Annotated in this window: 20 protein-coding genes; 14 read left to right on the top strand and 6 right to left on the bottom strand. The window is 68.5% G+C overall.

Features of this window, described 5'->3' with window-relative positions:
* Nucleotides 1-167 precede the first annotated feature (167 nt).
* Nucleotides 168-1022 (bottom strand): oxygenase MpaB family protein, encoded by an 855-nt coding sequence (locus ACWEWT_RS02570; protein WP_452555418.1) that lies wholly within the window; start codon nucleotides 1020-1022, stop codon nucleotides 168-170.
* A 229-nt stretch (nucleotides 1023-1251) separates the two neighbouring features.
* Here ACWEWT_RS02570 and ACWEWT_RS02565 point away from each other — a divergent pair, with 229 nt between their 5' ends.
* Nucleotides 1252-2928, top strand: coding sequence for an acyl-CoA synthetase (locus ACWEWT_RS02565; protein WP_452555417.1), 1677 nt, complete (start codon nucleotides 1252-1254; stop codon nucleotides 2926-2928).
* Between the two features lie 192 nt (nucleotides 2929-3120).
* Nucleotides 3121-3585 (top strand): TetR-like C-terminal domain-containing protein, encoded by a 465-nt coding sequence (locus ACWEWT_RS02560; RefSeq protein WP_452555415.1) that lies wholly within the window; start codon nucleotides 3121-3123, stop codon nucleotides 3583-3585.
* A gap of 46 nt (nucleotides 3586-3631) precedes the next feature.
* Here ACWEWT_RS02560 and ACWEWT_RS02555 read toward each other — a convergent pair whose 3' ends face one another.
* From ACWEWT_RS02555 to ACWEWT_RS02545, 3 genes are all read right to left on the bottom strand, one after another.
* Nucleotides 3632-4135 carry a GNAT family N-acetyltransferase gene (locus ACWEWT_RS02555; protein WP_452555413.1) on the bottom strand — a complete coding sequence of 168 codons (504 nt, stop codon included), beginning with the start codon at nucleotides 4133-4135 and terminating at the stop codon, nucleotides 3632-3634.
* Nucleotides 4136-4361: 226 nt separating this feature from the next.
* Nucleotides 4362-5939 (bottom strand): long-chain-fatty-acid--CoA ligase, encoded by a 1578-nt coding sequence (locus ACWEWT_RS02550; protein WP_452555411.1) that lies wholly within the window; start codon nucleotides 5937-5939, stop codon nucleotides 4362-4364.
* Between the two features lie 94 nt (nucleotides 5940-6033).
* A complete protein-coding gene (locus ACWEWT_RS02545) occupies nucleotides 6034-6660 on the bottom strand; it encodes a maleylpyruvate isomerase family mycothiol-dependent enzyme (RefSeq protein ID WP_452555409.1) in 627 nt (208 codons plus the stop codon).
* A 53-nt stretch (nucleotides 6661-6713) separates the two neighbouring features.
* Between ACWEWT_RS02545 and ACWEWT_RS02540 the strand changes: the two genes are divergently transcribed.
* Nucleotides 6714-7658, top strand: coding sequence for a MerR family transcriptional regulator (locus ACWEWT_RS02540; protein ID WP_452555406.1), 945 nt, complete (start codon nucleotides 6714-6716; stop codon nucleotides 7656-7658).
* Nucleotides 7659-7936: 278 nt separating this feature from the next.
* The gene (locus ACWEWT_RS02535) at nucleotides 7937-8083 is read left to right on the top strand and encodes a hypothetical protein (RefSeq protein ID WP_452555405.1); all 147 of its coding nucleotides are present in this window, start codon (nucleotides 7937-7939) and stop codon (nucleotides 8081-8083) included.
* A 25-nt stretch (nucleotides 8084-8108) separates the two neighbouring features.
* Here the strand turns inward: ACWEWT_RS02535 and ACWEWT_RS02530 are convergent, their stop codons facing one another.
* Nucleotides 8109-9599 carry a sugar transferase gene (locus tag ACWEWT_RS02530; RefSeq protein ID WP_452555403.1) on the bottom strand — a complete coding sequence of 497 codons (1491 nt, stop codon included), beginning with the start codon at nucleotides 9597-9599 and terminating at the stop codon, nucleotides 8109-8111.
* A gap of 427 nt (nucleotides 9600-10026) precedes the next feature.
* Here ACWEWT_RS02530 and ACWEWT_RS02525 point away from each other — a divergent pair, with 427 nt between their 5' ends.
* From ACWEWT_RS02525 to ACWEWT_RS02510, 4 genes are read left to right on the top strand one after another with little or no spacing between them, the layout of a single operon-like run.
* Nucleotides 10027-11274, top strand: coding sequence for a class I SAM-dependent methyltransferase (locus ACWEWT_RS02525; protein WP_452555401.1), 1248 nt, complete (start codon nucleotides 10027-10029; stop codon nucleotides 11272-11274).
* Entirely contained in the window at nucleotides 11271-12053 is a 783-nt protein-coding gene (locus ACWEWT_RS02520; protein ID WP_452555399.1) for a glucose-1-phosphate cytidylyltransferase, read from the top strand. The genes ACWEWT_RS02525 and ACWEWT_RS02520 overlap by 4 nt, the downstream gene beginning before the upstream one ends.
* A complete protein-coding gene (locus ACWEWT_RS02515) occupies nucleotides 12050-12700 on the top strand; it encodes a PIG-L deacetylase family protein (protein ID WP_452555397.1) in 651 nt (216 codons plus the stop codon). The genes ACWEWT_RS02520 and ACWEWT_RS02515 overlap by 4 nt, the downstream gene beginning before the upstream one ends.
* Before the next feature lie 2 nt (nucleotides 12701-12702).
* A complete protein-coding gene (locus ACWEWT_RS02510; RefSeq protein ID WP_452555395.1) occupies nucleotides 12703-13731 on the top strand; it encodes an NAD-dependent epimerase/dehydratase family protein in 1029 nt (342 codons plus the stop codon).
* On the opposite strand, the gene ACWEWT_RS02505 is transcribed toward ACWEWT_RS02510, so the two are convergent.
* Nucleotides 13715-14278, bottom strand: a complete 564-nt coding sequence (locus tag ACWEWT_RS02505; protein WP_452555393.1) for a dTDP-4-dehydrorhamnose 3,5-epimerase family protein — start codon at nucleotides 14276-14278, stop codon at nucleotides 13715-13717. The two genes, ACWEWT_RS02510 and ACWEWT_RS02505, sit on opposite strands and share 17 nt — an antisense overlap.
* Before the next feature lie 137 nt (nucleotides 14279-14415).
* On the opposite strand from ACWEWT_RS02505, the gene ACWEWT_RS02500 reads away from it, so the two are divergent.
* The 6 genes from ACWEWT_RS02500 to ACWEWT_RS02475 all read left to right on the top strand — a co-directional run bounded on the left by ACWEWT_RS02500 (nucleotide 14416) and on the right by ACWEWT_RS02475 (nucleotide 21170).
* Nucleotides 14416-15456: a methyltransferase domain-containing protein gene (locus ACWEWT_RS02500; protein ID WP_452557643.1), complete on the top strand. Its 1041-nt coding sequence runs from the start codon at nucleotides 14416-14418 to the stop codon at nucleotides 15454-15456.
* A gap of 174 nt (nucleotides 15457-15630) precedes the next feature.
* Entirely contained in the window at nucleotides 15631-16467 is an 837-nt protein-coding gene (locus tag ACWEWT_RS02495) for a glycosyltransferase family 2 protein (protein WP_452555391.1), read from the top strand.
* A 29-nt stretch (nucleotides 16468-16496) separates the two neighbouring features.
* Nucleotides 16497-17552: a glycosyltransferase family 4 protein gene (locus ACWEWT_RS02490; RefSeq protein WP_452557642.1), complete on the top strand. Its 1056-nt coding sequence runs from the start codon at nucleotides 16497-16499 to the stop codon at nucleotides 17550-17552.
* Nucleotides 17549-18703 carry a glycosyltransferase family 4 protein gene (locus ACWEWT_RS02485; protein ID WP_452555389.1) on the top strand — a complete coding sequence of 385 codons (1155 nt, stop codon included), beginning with the start codon at nucleotides 17549-17551 and terminating at the stop codon, nucleotides 18701-18703. The genes ACWEWT_RS02490 and ACWEWT_RS02485 overlap by 4 nt, the downstream gene beginning before the upstream one ends.
* A complete protein-coding gene (locus tag ACWEWT_RS02480) occupies nucleotides 18700-20169 on the top strand; it encodes a lipopolysaccharide biosynthesis protein (protein WP_452555387.1) in 1470 nt (489 codons plus the stop codon). Before ACWEWT_RS02485 ends, ACWEWT_RS02480 begins: the two co-directional genes overlap by 4 nt.
* Nucleotides 20166-21170 carry a CgeB family protein gene (locus ACWEWT_RS02475; protein WP_452555385.1) on the top strand — a complete coding sequence of 335 codons (1005 nt, stop codon included), beginning with the start codon at nucleotides 20166-20168 and terminating at the stop codon, nucleotides 21168-21170. Before ACWEWT_RS02480 ends, ACWEWT_RS02475 begins: the two co-directional genes overlap by 4 nt.
* Nucleotides 21171-21176 lie beyond the last annotated feature (6 nt).

Here is a 21176-nt window from a genome sequence, read left to right as displayed (position 1 = left end):
CAGCGACGCGTCCGGCGGTCCCCTGCCCGCGCCCGCATGCGTCTTAAGCTGAAGCCGTGACCACTCCCGGTTCTCCCTCCGATCACCCGGGTGCCCCCACCGGCGTCGGGCGCACCGGCCGATTCGGTTCCGGGACCCCGGAACCGGTTTCGTGCTCGCGCCGGCGATCAGACCAGGGGTTTACCCATCGCGCGGCGCCGCCGCATATCGGCCAGGTGTTTGTCGAGCGGGTAGAGCCGCCATCGTTCGGGGCCCAGCCGCATCACCGTGCCGATCGCGCGCATGATCGCAACGAACGCGCGCTGTCGCCACGGCCCCCAGGCCAGCCCCAGTTCGTCCCGGTACCGCTGGGGCAGGAAACCGGTGGTGAAGAACCGGTTCACCGGCCGGAACAGCGTCCGCTCGATGCGACCGTAGGGCCCGAGATCGACTACCTGGTCCAGCAGATACCGTTTCACTTCGTCGTCGATCGAGATCTGCGCCGACTTGTCCGCCCAGTATTCGGCGAACGCGGCCCGGTCGGCCGGCCACATCTCCGGCCGCACCTGCAGGGTGGTCCCGAATCTGCTCGATTCGCGATACAGCTCCTCGGCGTAGTCGTCGTCGAGCCGGCCGTAGAGATATTCGAGCGAGTCGACGACACCGCGATAGATACAGGCGGCGACCCACAGCTGCAGTTCCGGATCGAACGCGTTGTACTTCACCGCACTGCCCGGCCGGGAGCGGACCTGGCGGTGCGAGGTGTTCGTCGCCGCACGGTATGCGGCGCGCTCCTCGTCGGTACCCAGCATCGCCACCGCGAGATAGGTCAGCGTGGTCCGGCCGCGTTTACGCGGGTGCAGATCGAAGCGGCCACTGGCCACGGTGCTCTCCACGACGCCGCGGCCGACCGGCGCCTGACTCAGCTGCATCACCACATTGGCCGGACCGCCGAGCAGGGCGGCGGGACCCGCCAGGTACTTGCGGCGTTCGGCTGCCGCGGGCAGGGCGGCGCTCGATGCCGGTGACACTGGGCGTGACATTGGAACCTCCATGCAAGACTGATAGAAATATTACTCCATTCTCTCACGCAGGACACTCCCTGATGTGAATCATAAATGTCAGAGCTCCAACGCCATACACGTGAGAAAATAATCCAATAAGTGAACCTATATTCTTCTCGTGAGCTACCCTGACCGGACCATCGGCCACCGAGGCGTCGCACGATCGCGCACGCCGAGGTAGCGCTGTTCGCTCTTCTGGAGGTGCCCCATGCCGACGAATCTGCCCGCACCCCGCGCGATGCTGCGTTCGGTGACCGAACCGCTGGCGGCGGTGGGCGTCCTGCGCCGGCGCGGGATGCTGGATCCGAAACGTCCCGACGAACTGATCCGAACGATCCGGGACGCACGGGTCCACGGACCTTTCGTCACCGTGCTCCGGCATGCGACCCGCCGCGACGGCGCGGCCGACGCGATTATCGACGAACGCGGCGCGCTCACCTTCGATCAGCTCGACGAGCAGTCGAACGCGTTGGCCCGCGGGCTCGCCGCGCACGGGATCGGTGCCGGATCCGTAGTGGCGGCACTGTGCCGCGACCATCGCGGAATGGTGCTGACCCTGCTGGCCGCCGGCAAGCTGGGCGCTCGCGTCGTACTGATGAACACCGGTTTCGCCGGACCGCAGCTCGCCGATGTCGCCCGGCGCGAGAATGTCGGCGCACTCCTGCTCGACGCGGAGTTCACCGGTCTGCTCGACGCGATCCCGGCGACCACCCCGCGATTCCTCACCTGGGGCACCTCCGACGACGGCGTAGCCGCCACGATCGACGCGCTCATCGCGGCACATTCCACCACGAAATTGGCGCCGCCCCCACAGCCCGGCAGCACCGTGATCCTCACCAGCGGTACCACCGGCACACCCAAAGGAGCTCCGCGCGACAAGGTTTCGCCTCTGCAATCGGCGCAGTTCCTGGATCGGATCCCCATCCCGCGCGACGATACGATGGTGATGGCCGCGCCCATCTTCCACGGGACCGGACTCTCCCAGTTCACCCTGGGCTGGGCACTCGGCAACAAGATCGTGTTCCGGCCGGGCAGGTTCGACCCCCGGGCCACACTGGCCGATATCGCCGCGCATCGCGCCGCGAGCCTGGTCGTCGTACCGACGATGTTGCAGCGCATCATCGACCTCGGACCCGAAGTGCTCGCCCGGTACGACACATCGGCACTGCGGGTCGTCTTCTCGGCCGGCTCCCCGGTCTCCCCGGATCTCGGCCGGCGCACGGCCGAGGCTTTCGGCGATGTGCTCTACAACCTCTATGCCTCGACCGAGGTCGCCGTGGCGGCGGTGGCGACACCGCAGGATATGCGGGATGCCCCCGGCACCGTCGGCCGGCCACCGGTCGGCTGCCGGGTGGCGCTCTACGACGAACAACGCAATCGGATCACCGAACCCGGAACTGTGGGCACGATCTTCGTATCCAGCGGGCTGAGCTTCGGCGGCTACACCGACGGCCGGAACAAGGAGATCGTCGACGGCCTGCTGTCCAGCGGGGACGTGGGGCATTTCGATGCCGAGGGCCGGCTGTTCATCGACGGCCGCGACGACGACATGATCGTCTCCGGCGGCGAGAACGTCTTCCCGCTGGAGGTGGAGAATCTGCTCGTCGAACGGCCCGATATCGCGGAAGCGGCGGTGGTGGGCGTCCCCGACCGCGATTTCGGCACCCGGTTGCGGGCTTTCGTCGTCCCGGCGGCGGGGATCACCCTGGGCGACGACGATATCCGGGCCTATGTGAAGGCGAACCTGGCGCGCCACAAGGTACCCCGCGATATCGTCTTCCTCGACGAACTCCCGCGCAACGCGACCGGCAAACTGATGCGTCGCCACCTCCTGGACACCGACACGCCCGCAGCTCCGCATTCCGGTGGAGGCGAAGCGGGCTGAGGTCCGCTCCCGCGCAATCGTTGCGGATCGCCGACGCGTGCGCAGCTCCGCGTCGACGGCCGGTGGCCCGGCCGGGTGGTCGTCACGCCCGCGCGCGGCGTCACCCGGCGACCAGCTTCGGCCCGCCGTACGGAGTCAGGCCGCGAGGTCGTGGTTCCGGCGCCGGCGCCGATTCGCGTACCGGTCGATATCTTGCCGACCGGTACGCGCGGCGATGGCCCGCATCAGCCCATCCGTCGCCCCCGCCGCTGGTTCCCGACGCACAAATCGTTGCTCGGCGCGGTCGCCGAGGTGGGGTCGCGCGATCCGGCCGGGGCGCTGACCGCGGCCGCCGGCACCGATATCGCCGGATGGGCCAGGGCCTATATCGAATTCGCGTGGGCTCGACCGGCGATGTTCACCCTGATCTTCCGCCACGATCTACTCGACGGATCCGGCGCCGGTCTGCGTTCGGTGTCCACACCGCTGTTCGATCGGCTGGTCGGGCGGGTGCGCACCACCGCCGCGGATCCCGATCCACTCACCACCGCGACGGCGCTGTCGGCCGGCGTGCACGGTATCGCGGTGCTGTCCACCACCGGTGCCCTTACGCTGGCGGCCCCCGGCGCGGATATCGACGACCTGATCCGGCGGGTCCTTCGGACCACGCTCGAATGAACAACCGCCGCGGCGCGGTCCGGAGATCGCGCCGCGGCAGTAGCCGTCACGCGGGCCGGATCATCCGGAATTCCGCTCGCTCGGCGGTGCTCTGGTCGCGGGCGAATCCCGCTTTCTCCAGCACCCGGACCGAGGCCGGATTCGCCGGGTCCACCGACGCGGCGACGGTATGGACTCCCGGCGCGGTGAACGCGTACCCGGCCAGCGCCGCGGTCGCCTCGGTTGCGTACCCACGGCCGCGGCGCGACGGCACGATGCCGTAGCCGAGTTCGACGACACCGGCACTCGGCGGCCAGAACAGGCCGATGGATCCGACCACCGAACCATCGGCGTGTTCCAGTACGAGGCGATGGCCGAATCGATCCAGCCATTCGGGGTGCTCGGCGAGAGCTTCGGCTATTTCCCGGTCACCGTCGGCCGGGAAATCCCCGGTCCAGCACGGCTGCCGGGTCCCGGCTCGCACGGCGGCGAGATCATCCGGTGTCCAGACGCGGAGCACCAGTCGCGGGGTGCGGATATCGAACGGGTCGGTGGTATTCGAGATCGACACGACAACTCCAGATCATGAAAGGGATCCGGACGCGCTGATCAGCCGTGCGCGCACCGGATGAGGGCAGGCGGAAACAGGCCTGGGCGGACCATATTCATCGACCTCCTCATCGACTGCGCACGGATCGGCGCCGACGCTAACGGGTCGCCGTCGGCACCGCAAGGCATTTCCACAGCCGGGAACGCCCCGGATCACCAGCGAGACGAGCCGAGCGGAATCCGACCGGTCAGACCCCCGCGGTGGGAGCCGAATACTTCTCCCGGAGCTCGGTTTTGAGTACTTTTCCGCTGGCATTACGCGGCAGTTCGGCAACCACCACCGCCGACCTGGGGCATTTGTACGCCGCCAGCCGCGTCCGGGCGAATGCCTCGATCCCCGCGGCCGTGGGTGGATCGGCCGGATCGGCCGGCACGATCACAGCCAGCGGTGTCTCGCCCCAGGTGGGATGTGGTTGCCCGATCACCGCGATATCGGCGACTCCGGGATGCCCGGCCAGCACATTCTCCACTTCGGCACAGTAGATGTTCTCGCCACCGGAGATGATCATGTCCTTCTTGCGGTCGACGACGTACAGATACCCGTCCTCGTCCTGCCGGACCAGATCCCCGGAATGGAACCAGCCACCCGCGAAGGCCTCCGCCGTCGCCTCCGGTTTGTTCCAGTACTCCCGCATCACCGTCGGTCCCCGGTATACGATTTCACCGACGGTTCCCGGCGTGACATCGTTCATCTCGTCGTCGACAATCCTGACCTCGACATTCAGGATCGGGGTGCCGACCGAGCCGATTTTACGGAGGGCGTCCACACCGCGCAGCGTGCAGGTGACCGGACAGCACTCGGTCTGGCCGAACGCGGTGGACACCGCGGCCTGGGGGAAGGTGTCGATCATTGTGCGCAACAGGGTCGTCGACGCCGGTGCCGCGCCCCAGGAGATCTGCCGGAGCGCGGACAGATCGTAGTCCGCGATATCCGGCAGCGCGCAGATCGCCTGCCACTGGGCCGGTACGAAGAAACAGCTGGATACGCGCTCGCGGGCGAGCAACTCGACCGAGGCGACCGGATCGAAACCGCCGGAGGGGGTGATCACGAACGTTCCGCCGGGCAGCAGGCACATCAGATAGCTCGACAGACCCGCGATGTGGAAGAGTGGCGCGCCGTTCAACGCGACCCGGTCGTCGCCGGATACACCCTGGTGCACGGCCACGCTGAAGGCGTGCAGCAACAGGTTGTCGTGGGTGAGTACCGCGCCTTTGGGCCGGCCGGTGGTGCCCGAGGTGTACATGATGTAGGCGGGTTCGCGATCGTCCACGGGCGTGGCCGCGTACGCCGGATCCGCGGCACGCAGCGCCGTCTCGTAGTCCTCACCGTACTCCCCGTCACCGCCGCCGATCACGAGAACTGTTCGCAGCGCGGGGATTTCGCGGCCCGCCTCGGCCAGCACGGCCGCGAAACCCGTGTCGACGATCGCCGCCGTCGCCCCGGAGTCCGCCAGCAGGTAGGCGATCTCCCCGGCCACCGACCGGAAATTGATCGGGACCCCGATCGCGCCCAGACGATTGGTGGCCAGGAAGGTCTCCACGACCTCCATCGAATTCGGGCCGAGAACGGCGACCCGCTCCCCCGGGCCGACGCCGCGCGCTCGCAGGGCGTCGGCCAGCCGGGAGACCCGCTCGTCCAGTTCCCGGTAGCTACGCGCGGTGCCCGCGAAGCGCAGGGCGGCGGTATCGGGAATCGTGCGGGCATGGCGCGCCAGCTGATCGCCGGCGGTCATTCCTCGAGATATCGGGTGCGAACTACTGGCCATGGCGGGCTCCACATCTCGGGTCGATCAGATGCGAAGCGTACGCCGCGCGTCCGGCCCGGTGGACCGCATTCGGCATACCCGCCCACGCCGCCGATCAGGACGATCCCGCGCGCCCCGCCGACTCCACCGACACCCGTCCGGTGACCACCAGCAGCAATTCCGCGATCGGCGCCGCCAGGACCGGGCCGGACCCGGCCGACCACTCCGTATCGGTCGCGACCAGGCGGTGGCCGGCCAGCGCCCGCTGGGCCTGGAAGGGCCGGCCCATCCGCCAGACTCGTTCGACGGCCCAGCGCGCCGGGTCCACCGGCATCGCCCGCCGCAGGCCGAGCGGAACCGCGATGTCCTGTCCGTGCACCAGCAGATCCATCAAACGGTCCAGAGCGGTGGTGCCGACCGGGGCGTGCCGCGACTCGACGACGGCACGTAGTTCGGCGACCAGGGTTTCGGGCGATCTGCGGCCGGCGTATCGGACGGCGGTCGTGAAACTCATCCGGTCGAGGTTGCCGCGCGCCCGCAGCAGTTCCCACAACACCTGACCGACCCCGGCAGTCGAAGTGAGCAGGATATGGCCCACGACATCGCGGATGCGCCAGCCCGCGCACCACGAGTCGCGGTCCCATTGCTCCGCGGACAGATCGTCCAGTAGATCGGCCAGGCTCGCGCGTTCGGCGGCGACGGCCGCCCAGACGAGTTCGTCGGCCACGATATCGGTCCCCAACTTCTGTACCTCCTGTGCTGGATCGCTTCCGGTACCGTAGGAGCTCCACCCGGGTGGAGGTTCCAGCAGAAGTGATCCACATCACAGATCTCCGCAGCGCAGTGGGGATCGGCGAGGCGTCGCGGCGCACCGGCCTTCCCGTGCGAACTATCCGGTTCTACTGCGACGAAGGCATTCTGGTGACGCACCGCTCCAGCGGCGGCCACCGGATCTTCACGACGGACACGCTCGCCCGGCTGACCCAGATCCGGCGGTTGCGGGCTGTCGGCCTCGGACTGTCCGCCATCGCCGAGGTACTGGACGACGAGGGCACCGCCCGAGACGCTGTCGCCCGCGAGCGCGTGACGGTGGAGGCCGAGCTCGACGCACTGTCGTGGCGGTACGCGGTGCTCCGCGCGCTGGAGAACGTCTCCGACGAGGAGCGGCCGGCGGTGCTGGCACTACTCGCCGGGGTCGCCGAGCGTGGCGTGGCGCGGGATGTACTCGTCACCTTCTGGCGCCGGATCCTGGGGGCGATGCCGGCCGGATTGTTCGACGATTTCGTGGCGATGGATATCCCCACGGTCCCGGCGACGCCCACGGCCGGTCATATTCTCGTGATCGCCGAACTGGCCGAACTGGCCCGGACACCCGAGGTCGCGCACGAGGTATCACGCAGACTGTGGTTGTGCGATCGAGGATCGGTACGCGACGAGCGCGCACTGGTCGTCGACCTGGCGGCCGCCCACACACAGGCCGCGCAGCGGATGACCCGTGGTGACGATCCGGAACCCGGGCCGGAACTCGACCTTTTCGTCGCCGCGCACGCGTCGGCCCGCGGAGCTCGTGACTCTGCGGCGTTCCGCCGCCGGCTGGCCACCGCCGCGGTGGACCACCCCGCGGTCACTCGATACTGGGCGTTGACCGCCCGTGCCCTCGGCACCCCGCACACCACCGGGGCGACCGAGAACTGGCTGTACACCGCGCTCGGGCTGTCGCTCGAATCGGCGGGGTCGTGATCGGAGCCGTTCCGGAACGGACATCGGCGAATCGGCATCTGGACCTCGGTAGATGCGGTAGCCGTGCTGATGCGGACCTCCCTCGGGTCCGGATCCCCGCACCCGCCACAGATTCGGCGGTCCCGGCCTCCGGACTGTCGGCTTCGGTACAGAACGGCGGCTACTCGGTTGTCCCGTGGTTTCGATCACGGTGCCGGAATCGATCCGGTGGATTGATCGGGCGAAATTCGGGAAGCCGGTAAGCGACAGGTACACAAACTCTTTCGAGGAGGTGGACCGTGAGCACCGTCGCCACGACACAGCAGGGTCTTCGAGCCGGCGCACTGCGGGCACGCCGGTTCGAACGTCCGGGGTCCACGCGCGCACTACTGATCGCCTGGGTGTTCTTCATGGCTTTCGTGAGTCTCGCGCTGGCTCTGCTCTGATCGATCGCCCGCACCCGCGGCGTGGTCAGTAGGCTCCGGCGCCGCCGGCGACCGCCCGTAGGGTACGGGCGATGATCCGCAGGTCCAACAGCATCGACCAGTTCTCCACATAGGAGATATCGAGTTCGACCGATTCCTCCGGCGAAAGGTCCGAGCGACCACTCACCTGCCACAGGCCGGTGATCCCGGGACGCACCAGCAGCCGGCGGCGCATCACACCGTCGTAGGAGTGGACCTCACGGCGCACCTGCGGGCGCGGGCCGACGACGCTCATATCGCGGAACAGCACATTGAAGAACTGCGGGAGTTCGTCGAGGCTGTATCTGCGCAGGAATCGGCCCACCGGAGTCACTCGCGGATCGTCCTTCAACTTGAAGAACAGCGCTCGGCCACCGTTCGCACTGATCAGCGAGGCGGCTTCCCGGTCGGCCCGCATGTACATACTGCGGAACTTGATCATCCGGAAGGGTTTTCCGTCCATTCCGATGCGCTCGGACAGATAGAAGACGGGTCCGGCGCTGGTGAATTTCACCGCGGCCGCCAGCCCGAGCAGTAGCGGCGCGATGGCGATCAGGACCAGGACGGCGAAGCAGAGATCGAATACGGCCTTACCGGACGAGAGCGCCCGGTCGTATTGCGGGCGTTCGATATGCAGCATCGGGATTCCGGCCAGTATCTGGTTCGACATCCGGGTTCCGGAGATATCCATGATGCCGGGCGCGACGATGAGTTCGGTGCCGAATGCGTCCAGATCCCAGGCGAGGCGGCGGATATCGCGGGGGCCCAGCCGGTCGGTGGCCATCACCACGACCGTATCGGCGCCGGTGCGCCGCACTGCACTGCGAACGGAGCGGTCGTTGCCGACGATCGGGATATCGCGTGGTCCGGCGCGTAGGGCGGCGGGCTCGGCGAGCGCGTCACCGGTGGGTGTGCAGGCTCCGACGACGTGATAGCCGTGCATCTCCTGTTCGGAGAGAGCCGCCGCGATGGCCCGGACCGCGTCGGGGCTGCCGACGACCAGCACGGAGCGGCGATAGCGCCCGAGCGCGCGGTGCCGTACCGCGTGCCCGCGCCACAGCGCGCGGGTCGTCAGCAGACCCAGCAGACCCAGCGGTAGCGCGACCACGAGGTGGTCGTGCGCGATATCGACGCGCAGGATCAGCGAGACGATCGCGACCGTTCCGAACAACTGGAGGGTCGCCGAGATCAGGCGGCGATATTCGGTACTGCCGGTACCGACGGTGTGCGGGGACCGGGATCCGTTCCAGCCCAGCAGAATCGACCATCCGAGGGCGATACCGAGCGTGAACACGGTGGTTCGCGATTCGAGTTCCCAGCCGAGGGGGGACTCGACGGCGATGCTGAACAGTTGCGCGCACAGCGCCGCCACAGTGACCACGGCGATATCGGTGCGGGCGATCCGGCGGACATATCCGGCCCGCCATGAGTCCCGGTCACCGGGATTCGGCAGGTGCAGATCGACAGCGCCTCCGACCGCACGGAGATCCAGAACCATGAAACTTACCCGCTTGAACTTCGAACGACCGTGCCCTCGACTGTCGTCCGCGACAGCAGATCACACGCTTTTTCCAGGAAGACCGACCTCGAAAATACGACGGCCGGCCGATCTTGTTGCAGAAGTATTGCCCCCAATGCCGCCGCGCACAAGTGCTGGAATGGGAGCGATAGCCGGACGCACTTCCCGACCCTCGCCGAATACGGTGGAATCGCCCTTTTCGATTGGCCGCCATCGTCATACGAGGGTCAATCGTTACGGGGTTTGCTGAACATATGCCGTAGGTCACTTCCGCGCAGAAGTCTTCGCGGACCGTGTCGCAGATGCGCCGGATTGGTGCTATTTTTTCGGTCGATCGGCACAGAGAAGCTACTTCTCGGGGCTGCGGGGCGCCGCCGATGTACGTGACCGTTCGAGTGGAGCCCGAGTGCATTGTCGTTTGTGTGAGTCGTCCCGGCTGACCAGTGTCGTCGATCTGGGATCGACACCTCCTTGCGAGAGTTTCCTCTCCGAGGATCAGCTAAACCTGCCGGAATCCACCTATCCGCTCCATCTCCGGATCTGCGCGGATTGTCTGCTGCTGCAGATCCCGGCGCTCATCACACCGGAGGAGACGTTCACCGAATACGCCTATTTCTCCTCGTATTCCGACACCTGGGTCCGGCACGCACGGGAGTTCACCGCGGCGGCCGGCACCCGCCTGGGGCTGGGTCCGGATTCGTTCGTGGTGGAGGTCGCGAGCAACGACGGATACCTGCTGCGCCATGTGGTGGCGGCCGGAATCCCCTGCCTCGGTATCGAACCCTCGGCGAACGTCGGCGCCGCCGCGCGGGCGGCCGGAGTGCCGACACTGACCGAATTCCTGACCGAGGAATCGGCCCGGCGGGTCCGCGCCGAGCACGGCGCCGCCGATCTGGTGGTCGCGAACAATGTATATGCCCATATCCCCGACCTGCGCGGTTTCACCCGCGCCCTGCGGACACTGGTCGCCGACGACGGGTGGATCTCGATCGAGGTGCACTACGCGCGCGACCTCGTGCAGTACGGCCAGTTCGACACGATCTACCACGAGCACTTCCAGTACTACACCCTCGCCTCCGCGCAGCGGGCGCTCGCCACGGCCGGCCTGGCGGTGGCGGATGTGGAAACCCTGACGACCCACGGCGGATCGCTGCGTATCTGGGCGCGCCCCGAGGCCGTGGCCACCCCGACCCCCCGGGTGGCGGAACTGCTGGCCTGCGAAGCGGATGCCGGCCTGCATTCGGTATCGGGCTACCGATCGCTACGTGAACAGGCCGGGCGGGTGCGCCAGGATCTGCTGCGCTTCCTGCTCGACCAGAAGGCCGCCCGGCGGCGGGTGGTCGGCTACGGGGCACCGGGTAAGGGCAATACGCTGCTGAACTACTGCGGTATCCGCCCCGACCTGCTCGAATACACGGTGGATCGCAACCCGTACAAGCACGGCCGATACACCCCGGGCACCCGGATTCCGATCCATCCGCCGGAGCGGATCGATATCGACCGGCCGGATTTCGTGCTCGTACTGCCGTGGAATCTGGAATCCGAACTCACGGAACAACTCCGTCATATCGGTGACTGGGGTGGCCGGCTGGTATTCCCGCTGCCGACCGTCCGGGTGGTCACCCCGCATCCGGTGGAGGTCGCCGCGCGATGAAGGTCGTGTTGTTCTGCGGTGGCTACGGAATGCGGATGCGCAGTGGTGAGAGCGACAGTCCGCCCAAACCGATGCAGATGGTGGGCCCGCGTCCGCTGATCTGGCATGTGATGCGCTACTACGCGCATTTCGGGCATACCGAATTCATTCTCTGCCTCGGCTACGGTGCCCACCACATCAAGAACTTCTTCCTGAACTACCAGGAGACGATGTCCAACGATTTCGTCATCCGGGACGGCCGGGTCGAACTACTGCACTCCGATATCGCCGACTGGACGATCACCTTCGTCGATACCGGTCTGGAATCGGCCATCGGCGAAAGGCTGCGCCGGGTGCGCCCCCATCTCCGGGGCGACGATATGTTCCTGGCCAACTATTCCGATGTGCTCACCGACGCACCGCTCGACCGGATGATCGACCGGTTCACCGCCTCGGGCGCCGCGGCGTCGATGATGATCGTGCCGCCGCAGTCGTCCTTCCACTGCGTGGACGTGCTGCCCAGTGGTGAGGTCAAACAGATCACCGCGGTCGGCAAGCTCCCGATCTGGGAGAACGGCGGCTATTTCGTACTCACCCAGGAGATCTTCGATCATCTGCCCGAAGGCGGCGATCTGGTCGAGGACAGCTGCGGGGCCCTGGCCGCGCGCGGCCGGCTGTACGGATACCAGCACGACGGGTTCTGGAAACCCGCCGATACGTTCAAGGAACGTGCGGAGCTCGACGCCGGATATCACCGGGGCGACCGCCCGTGGATGGTCTGGGAGCGAGCGGCTTCGTGATCACTCTCGCTCCCGCGCGGCTCACCGAGGTCGCGCTACTCGGCGCGCACTGCGACGATATCGCCATCGGGATGGGCGCTACCCTGCTCACCCTGACCCGGCACCGGCCGGCACTGCGGGTCCGGGCACTGGTGCTCTCCGGCGGCGGCACCGCCCGGGAAGGGGAAGAACGTGCCGCGCTCGAACAGTTCTGCGCGGGCGCCGAACTGGCGCTGACGGTGCTGGACATCCCGGACGGACGTGCGCCCGCGCACTGGGATCAAGTGAAAACCGCCCTCGCCGAATTCCGGCGCGGCACCGAACCCGATATCGTCTTCGCCCCGCAGCGCGGCGACGCCCATCAGGATCACCGGCTGCTGGCCGAACTCGCGACCACCGAGTTCCGTGATCATCTGGTGCTCGGCTACGAGATCCTCAAATGGGAGACCGATACCCCGCGGCCTGTTGTGCTGCATCCGGTGACACCGGAGCACGCCGCGGCGAAGGCCCGGCTGCTGGCCGAATGCTATCCCTCGCAGTCCCATCGCGACTGGTTCGACGATGCGGCGTTCCTGGGCTTGGCACGGATCCGCGGCGTGCAATGCCATACCGGATACGCCGAGGGATTCGAACTGACCAAGGCCGTCCTCGAACTGGGAGGTGTGTAGCGGTGCGGGTTCTCGTCACCGGTCATCAGGGATACCTCGGCACCGTCATGGTGCCGGTACTGCGGGCCCGGGGCCACGAGGTGGTCGGGTTGGATTCGGGTCTGTTCGCCGACTGTGTCCTGGGTGCCGAACCGCAGGACCCACCGAGATTGGCCGTGGACCTGCGGGATGTGACGATCGGGCAGCTCAGCGGATTCGACGCGGTGGTGCATCTGGCGGCACTGTCCAACGATCCGCTGGGAGCCCTGGTCCCCGAGATCACCCACGATATCAACCATCACGCCTCGGTGCGGCTGGCGCGCCTGGCCAAGGAAGCGGGAACGAGCCGGTTCCTGTACGCCTCCACCTGCTCGGTCTACGGCGCGGCCGGTGACGACCTCGTCGACGAGAACGCACCGCTGCGACCGCTGACCCCGTACGCCGAGAGCAAGGTACGCGTAGAGGACGATCTGGCGGAGCTGGCCGATGCCGATTTCGCTCCCGTGTTCCTGCGCAACGCCACCGCGTTCGGATACTCACCGCGGCTGCGGGCCGATATCGTGCTCAACAACCTGGTCGGCCACGCCGTCCTCGACGGTGTCGTGAAGGTACTGTCCGACGGCACCCCGTGGCGGCCGCTGGTACACGCGGCGGATATCGCCGAGGCGTTCGCGGTATGCCTGGAGGCCCCGGTCACCGCGATCCACTCGCGCGCCTACAACATCGGTACCGAGAGCAACAACCGCACGGTCGCCGAGATCGCCCAGGCGGTGGCGGAGGCGGTACCCGGTTCCGAGGTACTGATCACCGGGGAGTCCGGCGCCGATCCGCGGTCCTACCGGGTCGATTTCGGCGCGGCGCGGCGAGAACTGGATTTCGAAGCACGCTGGACCGTCGCCGCGGGGGCGGCACAGCTGTACGCCGAGTACACCGCCGGTGGATTGACCGCGGCGGACTTCACGGGACGGTTCGTCCGCCTGGCACGGCTGCGGCAGCTGGGTGAATCGGGTGCGGTCGACGCGACACTGCGGCGGGTCAGGGCCGGTGTGTGAGATGTGTTTCCAGCAGTGTCCGCCAGCTGCCCGCGGCCCGGTCGCGCGCGGAGACCAGCGTGACCTCCCGCGGCCAGGCCAACGCGAGGTCGGGATCGTCGTAGGCGACGGCGAGATCCTCGGCCGGATCGTGCGGGCGGTCGATGCGGTAGCAGACATCGGCGATCTCGGTGAGCGCCTGGAAACCGTGCAGGAAGCCCGCCGGTACATAGAGATGGCGGAATTCGATATCGTCGAGCAGGAACGCCTGGCTGCGCCCGAAAGTGGGCGACCCGGGCCGGATATCGACGAGGATATCGTGCACCGCGCCGTGCGCGCAGCGCACCAGTTTTGCCTCACCGCGACCACCGCGCCCGTGCATCCCGCGGATCACACCGCGCGCCGAGCGCGATTGCGAATCCTGCGCGAACGCGGCGGCGGCGCCCGGACCGAGGCGGGCGTCGAAGATCTCGGTGTCGAAGGTGCGGGTGAACAGGCCGCGGGCATCGTGGAACGGTTCGGGCACCAGGATCAGCACATCGGCGAGTTCCGCCTGTTCGATTCGCACCGGGTGATGGTGCCATGAGCGGGGCCGGGACGGCACGCGGCGGGCGAGCGGCATTGCTCGACGCCCCCACCGCCGATCCGCCGGGGTGCCGGGCCTGCCGTGGCGACCGGCTGGTGACAGTACTGGATCTCGGTGCGATGCCGCCCGCGGACCATTTCCCCCCGGCCGGGACAGGTCCCGCACCCGGCGAAGCCGCGCATCCACTGGCGATGGTGGTGTGCCGCGACTGCGGTCTGGCCCAGCTGGCGTCCGACGATACGGTCACCGCCGAACCACGCGGAGTGGAGCCACAGGCGCTGCGTGAACAGGCCGCCGACGCGGTGCAGCGGGTATCCGGCGCCGGGCTGCTGCGGGGAAGTACGGTGCGCGAATTCGCCAGCCCGCACGGCGGCAGCTGGCTGGATCTGCTGTCCGGGCGGGGTTTCGCGGCGACCGCGCAGCCCGCCGATGTGGTGCTGGATTCCTTCGGCCTCATGCACGAACGGGACCAGGCCGCGGCCCTCACCGGACGAGTGGCGGCCATCGCACCCGGCGGTGTGCTGCTCCTGCAATATCACCCGCTACACACGATCGTGGCGCGGCGCCAGTGGAACGCGCTACGGCACGGACATTTCGCGTACTACTCCTCGCGAGTGCTGTGCGAGATGCTCTCGGCCGCCGGGATGTCGGCGGTACACGCCTGGGATTTCGACCTGTACGGCGGCACGGTGCTGCTCGCGGCGGTACACGGCTCGAGCGCATCCGATGATTCGGTGCGGCGGGTACTGGACCGAGAAGCCGGGACGGACCATCCGGACGCCGCGGCCGGACTACAGCAGGCGGCGGACCGGCACATCGAGAACCTGCGGGCGACACTGGAATCGGCGGCCGCGCGGGGCGAACGTGTATACGCCTACGGGGCTGCCTCGCGGGCGGTGGCATTGTTCTGCCGCGCCCGGTTGCGGCGCGACCTGCTGGCGGGTGTCGCCGACGCCGCACCGGCCAAACAGGGCCGACGGATGCCCGGAACGGATATCCCGATCATCAGCCCGGCGGAACTGCTCGCCGCCCGGCCGGATCGGGTGCTGCTGACCGTACCGGACCTGCACGCCGAGGTTTCCGGTCGCTTTCCCGAGCTGGCCGGGCGCTGGTTCGTGGACGAACCCGCGCACCACATCCGGGAGCGGCCCATCCGGTAGAGCTCGCCGATCTGCCGGGCGTGCGGACCACTGCTCCTTCGCACCCCGGCCACTTCGCCAATCCCCACGTGCCGGCGATCGGATATCTCCGGTCGTCGGCGGAGCGATAACAGTTCTTCCTCGAATACGCCGGGACCCTCGGCGTATCCCGCCATTTCATCGAAAGGATCACCAGTGGTCAGCGTGTCGGTCTGTGTCCCGGCCTTCGAGGCCGCGCGGACGCTCGAACAGACACTGCGTTCGATTCTGAGTCAGGACGCCGACTTCGAACTGGTGGTGCTCGACAACGCGAGCACCGATGCCACCGGTGCGATCGCCAGATCCTTCGACGACCCCCGGATACGAGTGGAACGCAACGCCACCACGCTGGCCATCGGAGCCAACTGGAACCGCGCGATCGCGCTCTCCACCGGCGAGCTGGTGAAAGTGGTGTGCGCCGACGATATCCTGCTGCCCGGTTCGCTGCCGGAACAGCTCGAGGTGATGGCCGATCCGGCGTTCGCCATCAGCTCCAGCCGTTTCCAGGTGATCGACGAACAGGGCGAGCTGGTGGAGACCGGGCTGGGTCTCCCGGGTCTCGCCGGGGTCCACACTTCCCGGACGCTGGCCCGCACCATCGTGCGGCGGGGTCCGGCCGATTTCGGGCCGACCGCGGCGGCGATGTTCCGGCGCGAACATTTCGACCGGGTCGGCGGGTTGCGCGGAGATCTGGTGTTCCCGATGGATGTCGATCTGTTCGCGCGGGTGGGTCAGTTCGGGTTGTTCTTCGGTATGCCCCAGGTGGCGGCGGCCTGGCGCGCTTCGTCGTTCAACCTGTGCGCGCGCACCTCGACAGTGAGCAAGTTGAGCGAGACGCTGCGTTTCCATCACCGGCTGGCCCGGGAGTGCCCGCTGCTGGTCTCACCGCTGGATGTGGCCATCGGCGATCTGCGGCTGGCGCGGACCGCGCTGGAGCGGTTGCGGGTGCGGGCGGGACAATTCGCCGGTACCCGGATCGGAGCACGCCGATGACCGCGGCGGTCGCGCCGCCGCGCGTACACATGACCGGCTCGGAATGGTTCGGCACCGCACCGGGTGGATTGAACCGCTATTTCACCGACCTCTTCGAGGCGCTCACCGGCCACCCCGGCATCGATGTATCGGGCGCCGCGTTCGGCGAGGCACCGCCGGGTGGACTGTCGTGGGGACCGGCCGGGGGTTCCACCTGGTATCGAGCGCGGGCCGCGTTCCGGGACCGGCAGGCCGCGGATCCGGACCGGGCCCTCGTCCTGGACCGGCATTTCGCACTGTACGGACCACCCGCGCGCGATACCCGCGCCCTGGTGGTGCATTTCCACGGGCCATGGGCGGCGGAGAGCCGGGCAGCGGGCGGCGGCGCCTTCGCGGCCGGCGCGAAGTACGCGCTGGAACGCCTACGGGCGCACCCGGCCGACAGATTCGTCGTGCTCTCCCGGTATTTCCGGGATCTGCTCGTGCACGACTACCGCGTGCGACCCGATGCGGTGGCGGTGATCGCGCCGGGTGTCGACCTGGACCGGTTCCACCCCGCTCCTCTGCCCGAACCCTCCGCGCCGGTGGTCCTGTGCGTACGGCGGCTCGAACACCGAATGGGTATCGATGTGCTGCTGCGCGCCTGGCCCGCGGTGCGCGCCGCCCACCCGGCGGCCCGGCTGGTGCTGGTCGGCACCGGGACGGCCGAATCCGCGCTGCGCGAGCAGGCCCGCGGACTCGGTACCGACGTCACCTTCACCGGCCGGATCTCCGATAGCGAACTCACCGCCTGGTACGGGCGGGCGGCGGTCACCGTGGTTCCGTCCGTGGCCCTCGAGGGTTTCGGACTGATCGCGCTGGAATCGCTGGCGGCGGGCCGCGCACCGGTCGTGACCGACTGCGGCGGCCTGCCCGATTCGGTCCGGGATCTGGATTCTTCGTTGATCGTCGCCCCGGACGACGCCGACGCCCTGGCCGCCCGGCTGGCCGCCGCGCTCGACGGCGCGGTACCCGGGCCGGACCGCTGCCGAGCGCATGCCGAAACCTTCTCCTGGGCGGTAGCCGCCGACCGCCATATCGCCCTGTACCGGGAGTTGACCGGATGATCCGCGCCGTTTTCCTCTCCCATACCGCCGCCCCCTCCGGTGCCGAACTCGCCACCCTGCGACTGCTGACCGCCTTGCGCGCAGAGGGGAAGGTGGACCCCTCGGTCCTGCTCACCGCGCCCGGCCCGCTGGTGGATCGGCTACGCGCCCGCCGGATTCCGGTGACGGTGCTCGGTAACGCCTTCGACAGCACGGCGCTCACCGTTTCCCGTTCCGGACCGCTGCGCTTGTGTACCGGCGCGGCGGGCCTGGTGCGGCTGGGTGCCCGGCTCGGGACGCTGGTACGCGCCGACGGCGCCGATGTGGTGGTCGCGCAGAGTACGAAGGCCCTGCTGATGGGCGCGGTCGCCGCGCGCCGGGCCGGGGTGCCACTGGTCTGGCAGGTCCACGACCGGATCAGCGGTGCATACTTCGGCCGGGTACTGGCTTTCGCACTGCGGGTACTGGGATGGGTGACGGCACGCGGCATCGTCGCCAACAGCCGTTCCACCCTGCGCACCCTCCACACCCGGGGCCGGGTCGCGGTGATCGCCTATCCGGGCGTCGAGCCCATCGCGACCCCGGCCCGGGTGCCACAGCGCGACCCGGGGGCGGTGCGGATCGTCATGGTCGGTCGCCTCACCCCGTGGAAGGGGCAGGAGATCCTGCTGCGCGCGTTGCCCCTGCTGCGGCACCGGCCCGCGTCCGTGCAGCTGGTGGGCGGTTCTTTTTTCGGCGAACAGGACTACCGGGCCGATCTGGAACGGATCGCGGCCGAAACGGGCCTGCCGGTCGAATTCGCCGGTCATGTCGACGATCCCGGGCCCTACTTCGCCCGCGCGGATATCGCGGTGCACTGCTCGGTGCTCGCCGAACCCTTCGGCCAGGTGGTGGTCGAAGCCATGGCCGCGGGTTGCGCGGTAGTGGCTGCGGATGCGGGCGGACCCACCGAGATCGTCCGGCCGGAAGTCGACGGCCTGCTCATCCCACCGGGAGATCCGGTCGCGCTCGCGGCGGCACTGGACCGGCTCGTCACGGATCCGGCGCTGCGTACCCGGCTGGGTGCGGCCGCCCGCGAGCGCAGTGCCGATTTCGGGATCGCGGCGACCGCGCGAGCGGTCACCGGAGTGCTCGAACAGGTCACCGCACGACGGGCGGTACGCGCGCGATGAACCCTGTCGACCCGCACACCGTTCCGATCCGCATCGTCCACCGGCCCTATCCGGTGTCGATGGACGGTCTGCGCGTCCCCGAGTACGACCTGCCGACCGAGATCATCCCGGCCTTCGCCGACTGGCCGACCGAGAAACTCCCGGTCATCACGGTCGTCCCGGCGGCGGAACAGGGGCCGCGGACCACATCGGCGCGGATACGCGAATCGGCGACGGTACTACGCGATATCGCCTACGTCAGTTTCGGCAAGTACGGCCAGTACCTGGTCACAGTGGCGACGCTACCGCTGATCGCGCGCCTGCTCGGAGCTTCCGGGATGGGCCTGCTCGCCATCGGTATGTCGGCGTACTTCCTCGGTTCGCTGATCGTGGACCTGGGGATCACCTCCTATCTGGCCGCGCGCGTACAGGAGTCGGGCACCGACCGGGACATCGTGAACCACACCCGGGGGACCTACCTAGCCATCCGGGGCGGCATCCTCGGTGTGCTCGCGGTGGCGCTGGTGACGGCGGTGCCCGCGGGCGCACCGGACTACCTCGGCATGGTGCTGCTCGGATTGTTCGTCGGCGGTTTCTGGTCGATGTCGGAAGACTGGGTGCTGATCGGCCAGGGCCGGTTCGGCGCGTCCACGCTGTACCAGTCGATCGCCCGGGTCGGCTATCTCGTCCTGCTGCTCACCCTGCTGCCCCGCTACCCGACCGCCGCGATGGCGATGCTGTGCCTGCTCGGTTCCTCGGTGATCAGCCTCGCGCTGACCTGGTGGGACACCTGGCGCGCGTTCGGCGCGCCCGGCCGGCCGCGGGGCGCGTGGAAACTCGTCCGCGCCGCGCTGCCGGTGGTGACCGGGCGGCTGCTGGTCACCAGCTACGGGCAGGGCGCGGCCGCCGTCTACGGCGCGGTGCTCAATGCGGCGTCGCTGGGTCTGTACTCCGCGGCCGACCGCTTGGTGCGGGCGGTGCAGTCGCTGCTCGACCCGATCGGTTTCGCGCTACTGCCCCGGATGGCCAAACGCGGCGGCGACGAACGATTCTGGCCGGACGCGCTGCGCGCACTGGGGGTCTGTGTGGCGGCAGCGTGCGTGGCGAGCGCCGGGTTGTGGGTGGCGGCGCCGCTCGTCATCGGACTGGTCTTCGGCGACGAGTTCGGCGGCGCCGCGGGGGTGCTGCGCCTGGAAGCGCTGATCCTGCCGGCCACCACCGTGACCTCGTTCGTCACCACCGCGATCCTGCCGGTACGCCAGGACACGGTCGGTGTGCTGATCGGCTCGGCCACCGGCACGGTCGTGGCCGGCTGCGCGCTGTTGCTCACCCTGCGCACACATTCGGTGTGGACGCTGGCAGCCGGGATCGTGGCCGCGGAATTCGCGGTGGCGATCTGGTATCTCGCGCGGATGCGCGCACTGATCGTGCGGGAACGCGCCGCGGGCAGCCCGCTGCCCGCGGACGCGCAGAGAGGAACACGATGAGGATTCTGTTCGTCGGCGACGACTGGCTCGGCAGCAACGCCCGTTCGCTCGCCGAAGGGTTCCGCAGGCTCGGCCACGAGGTCATCGTGGTCGATTCCACCCCGGTGACCCTGCCGCCACGGCTGTCACCCTCGTGGTCGTACGCGAAAACCGGTGAGCGGCGGGCGCCGTGGACGGTGGACCGGGTCCACACCAGGCTGGAACGGGCCGCGGCCGAACTGCATCCGGATCTCGTGTTCGGCTTCAAATCGGTATTCCTGGACCAGTGCCGCCTGCTGGAGATCCCGGCCGCCCTGCATGTGCACTACAGCCCCGACGATGTGTCGAATCCAGCGAATACGACCGCGGACTATCTGGCGCACGAATCCGAATGGGACATGGTGGTCACCACCAAACGGCACAATCTGCCCGAGCTCGCCGGTCGAGGGGTTTCCCGGACACTGTTCGTACGCAGCGCCTACGATCCGGCCTGGCATCATCCGGCGGCCCGGCGCGGCACCCGGCAGTTCCTGGTCGGGTTCATCGGCGCGTGCCGGCCGGACCGGCGGCCCGGGATCGTTTCGCTGGCTCGCACCTACGGGTCGCAACTGCTGGTCCGCGGCCCCGGATGGCGCCGGGTCCGGCAGTTGCAGACTACCCGGGCCGCGGTCGCGGGCCCGGTGTACGGCGAGGATTTCGCCATCGCGGTGGCGTCGGTGACGGCGAATCTGGTGCTGCTCAACTCCGAGAACCGTGACACCCACACCTGCCGCACCTTCGAGGTACCGGCCTCGGGCGGGTTGTTCGTCGGGGAACGCACCGACGAACACGCCGAACTGCTCGACGACGGTACCGAGGCGTTCCTGTTCTCCAGCCGCGACGAGCTCGACGAGATCCTGGAGCGCTGTGCGTCGTACCCGGATCAGGCGGCCAAAACCGCCGAAGCCGGTCACCGGCGGATCGTCGAGGGCGGGCACACCTACACCGACCGGGCGAAGGAGATCCTGCGTGCGCTGGAATGATTCGCG

It is taken from the genome of Nocardia sp. NPDC003963 (genome assembly GCF_053605105.1).
Note: the sequence above shows the minus strand (reverse complement) of the source record. Positions and strands in the feature narration are given on the sequence as shown.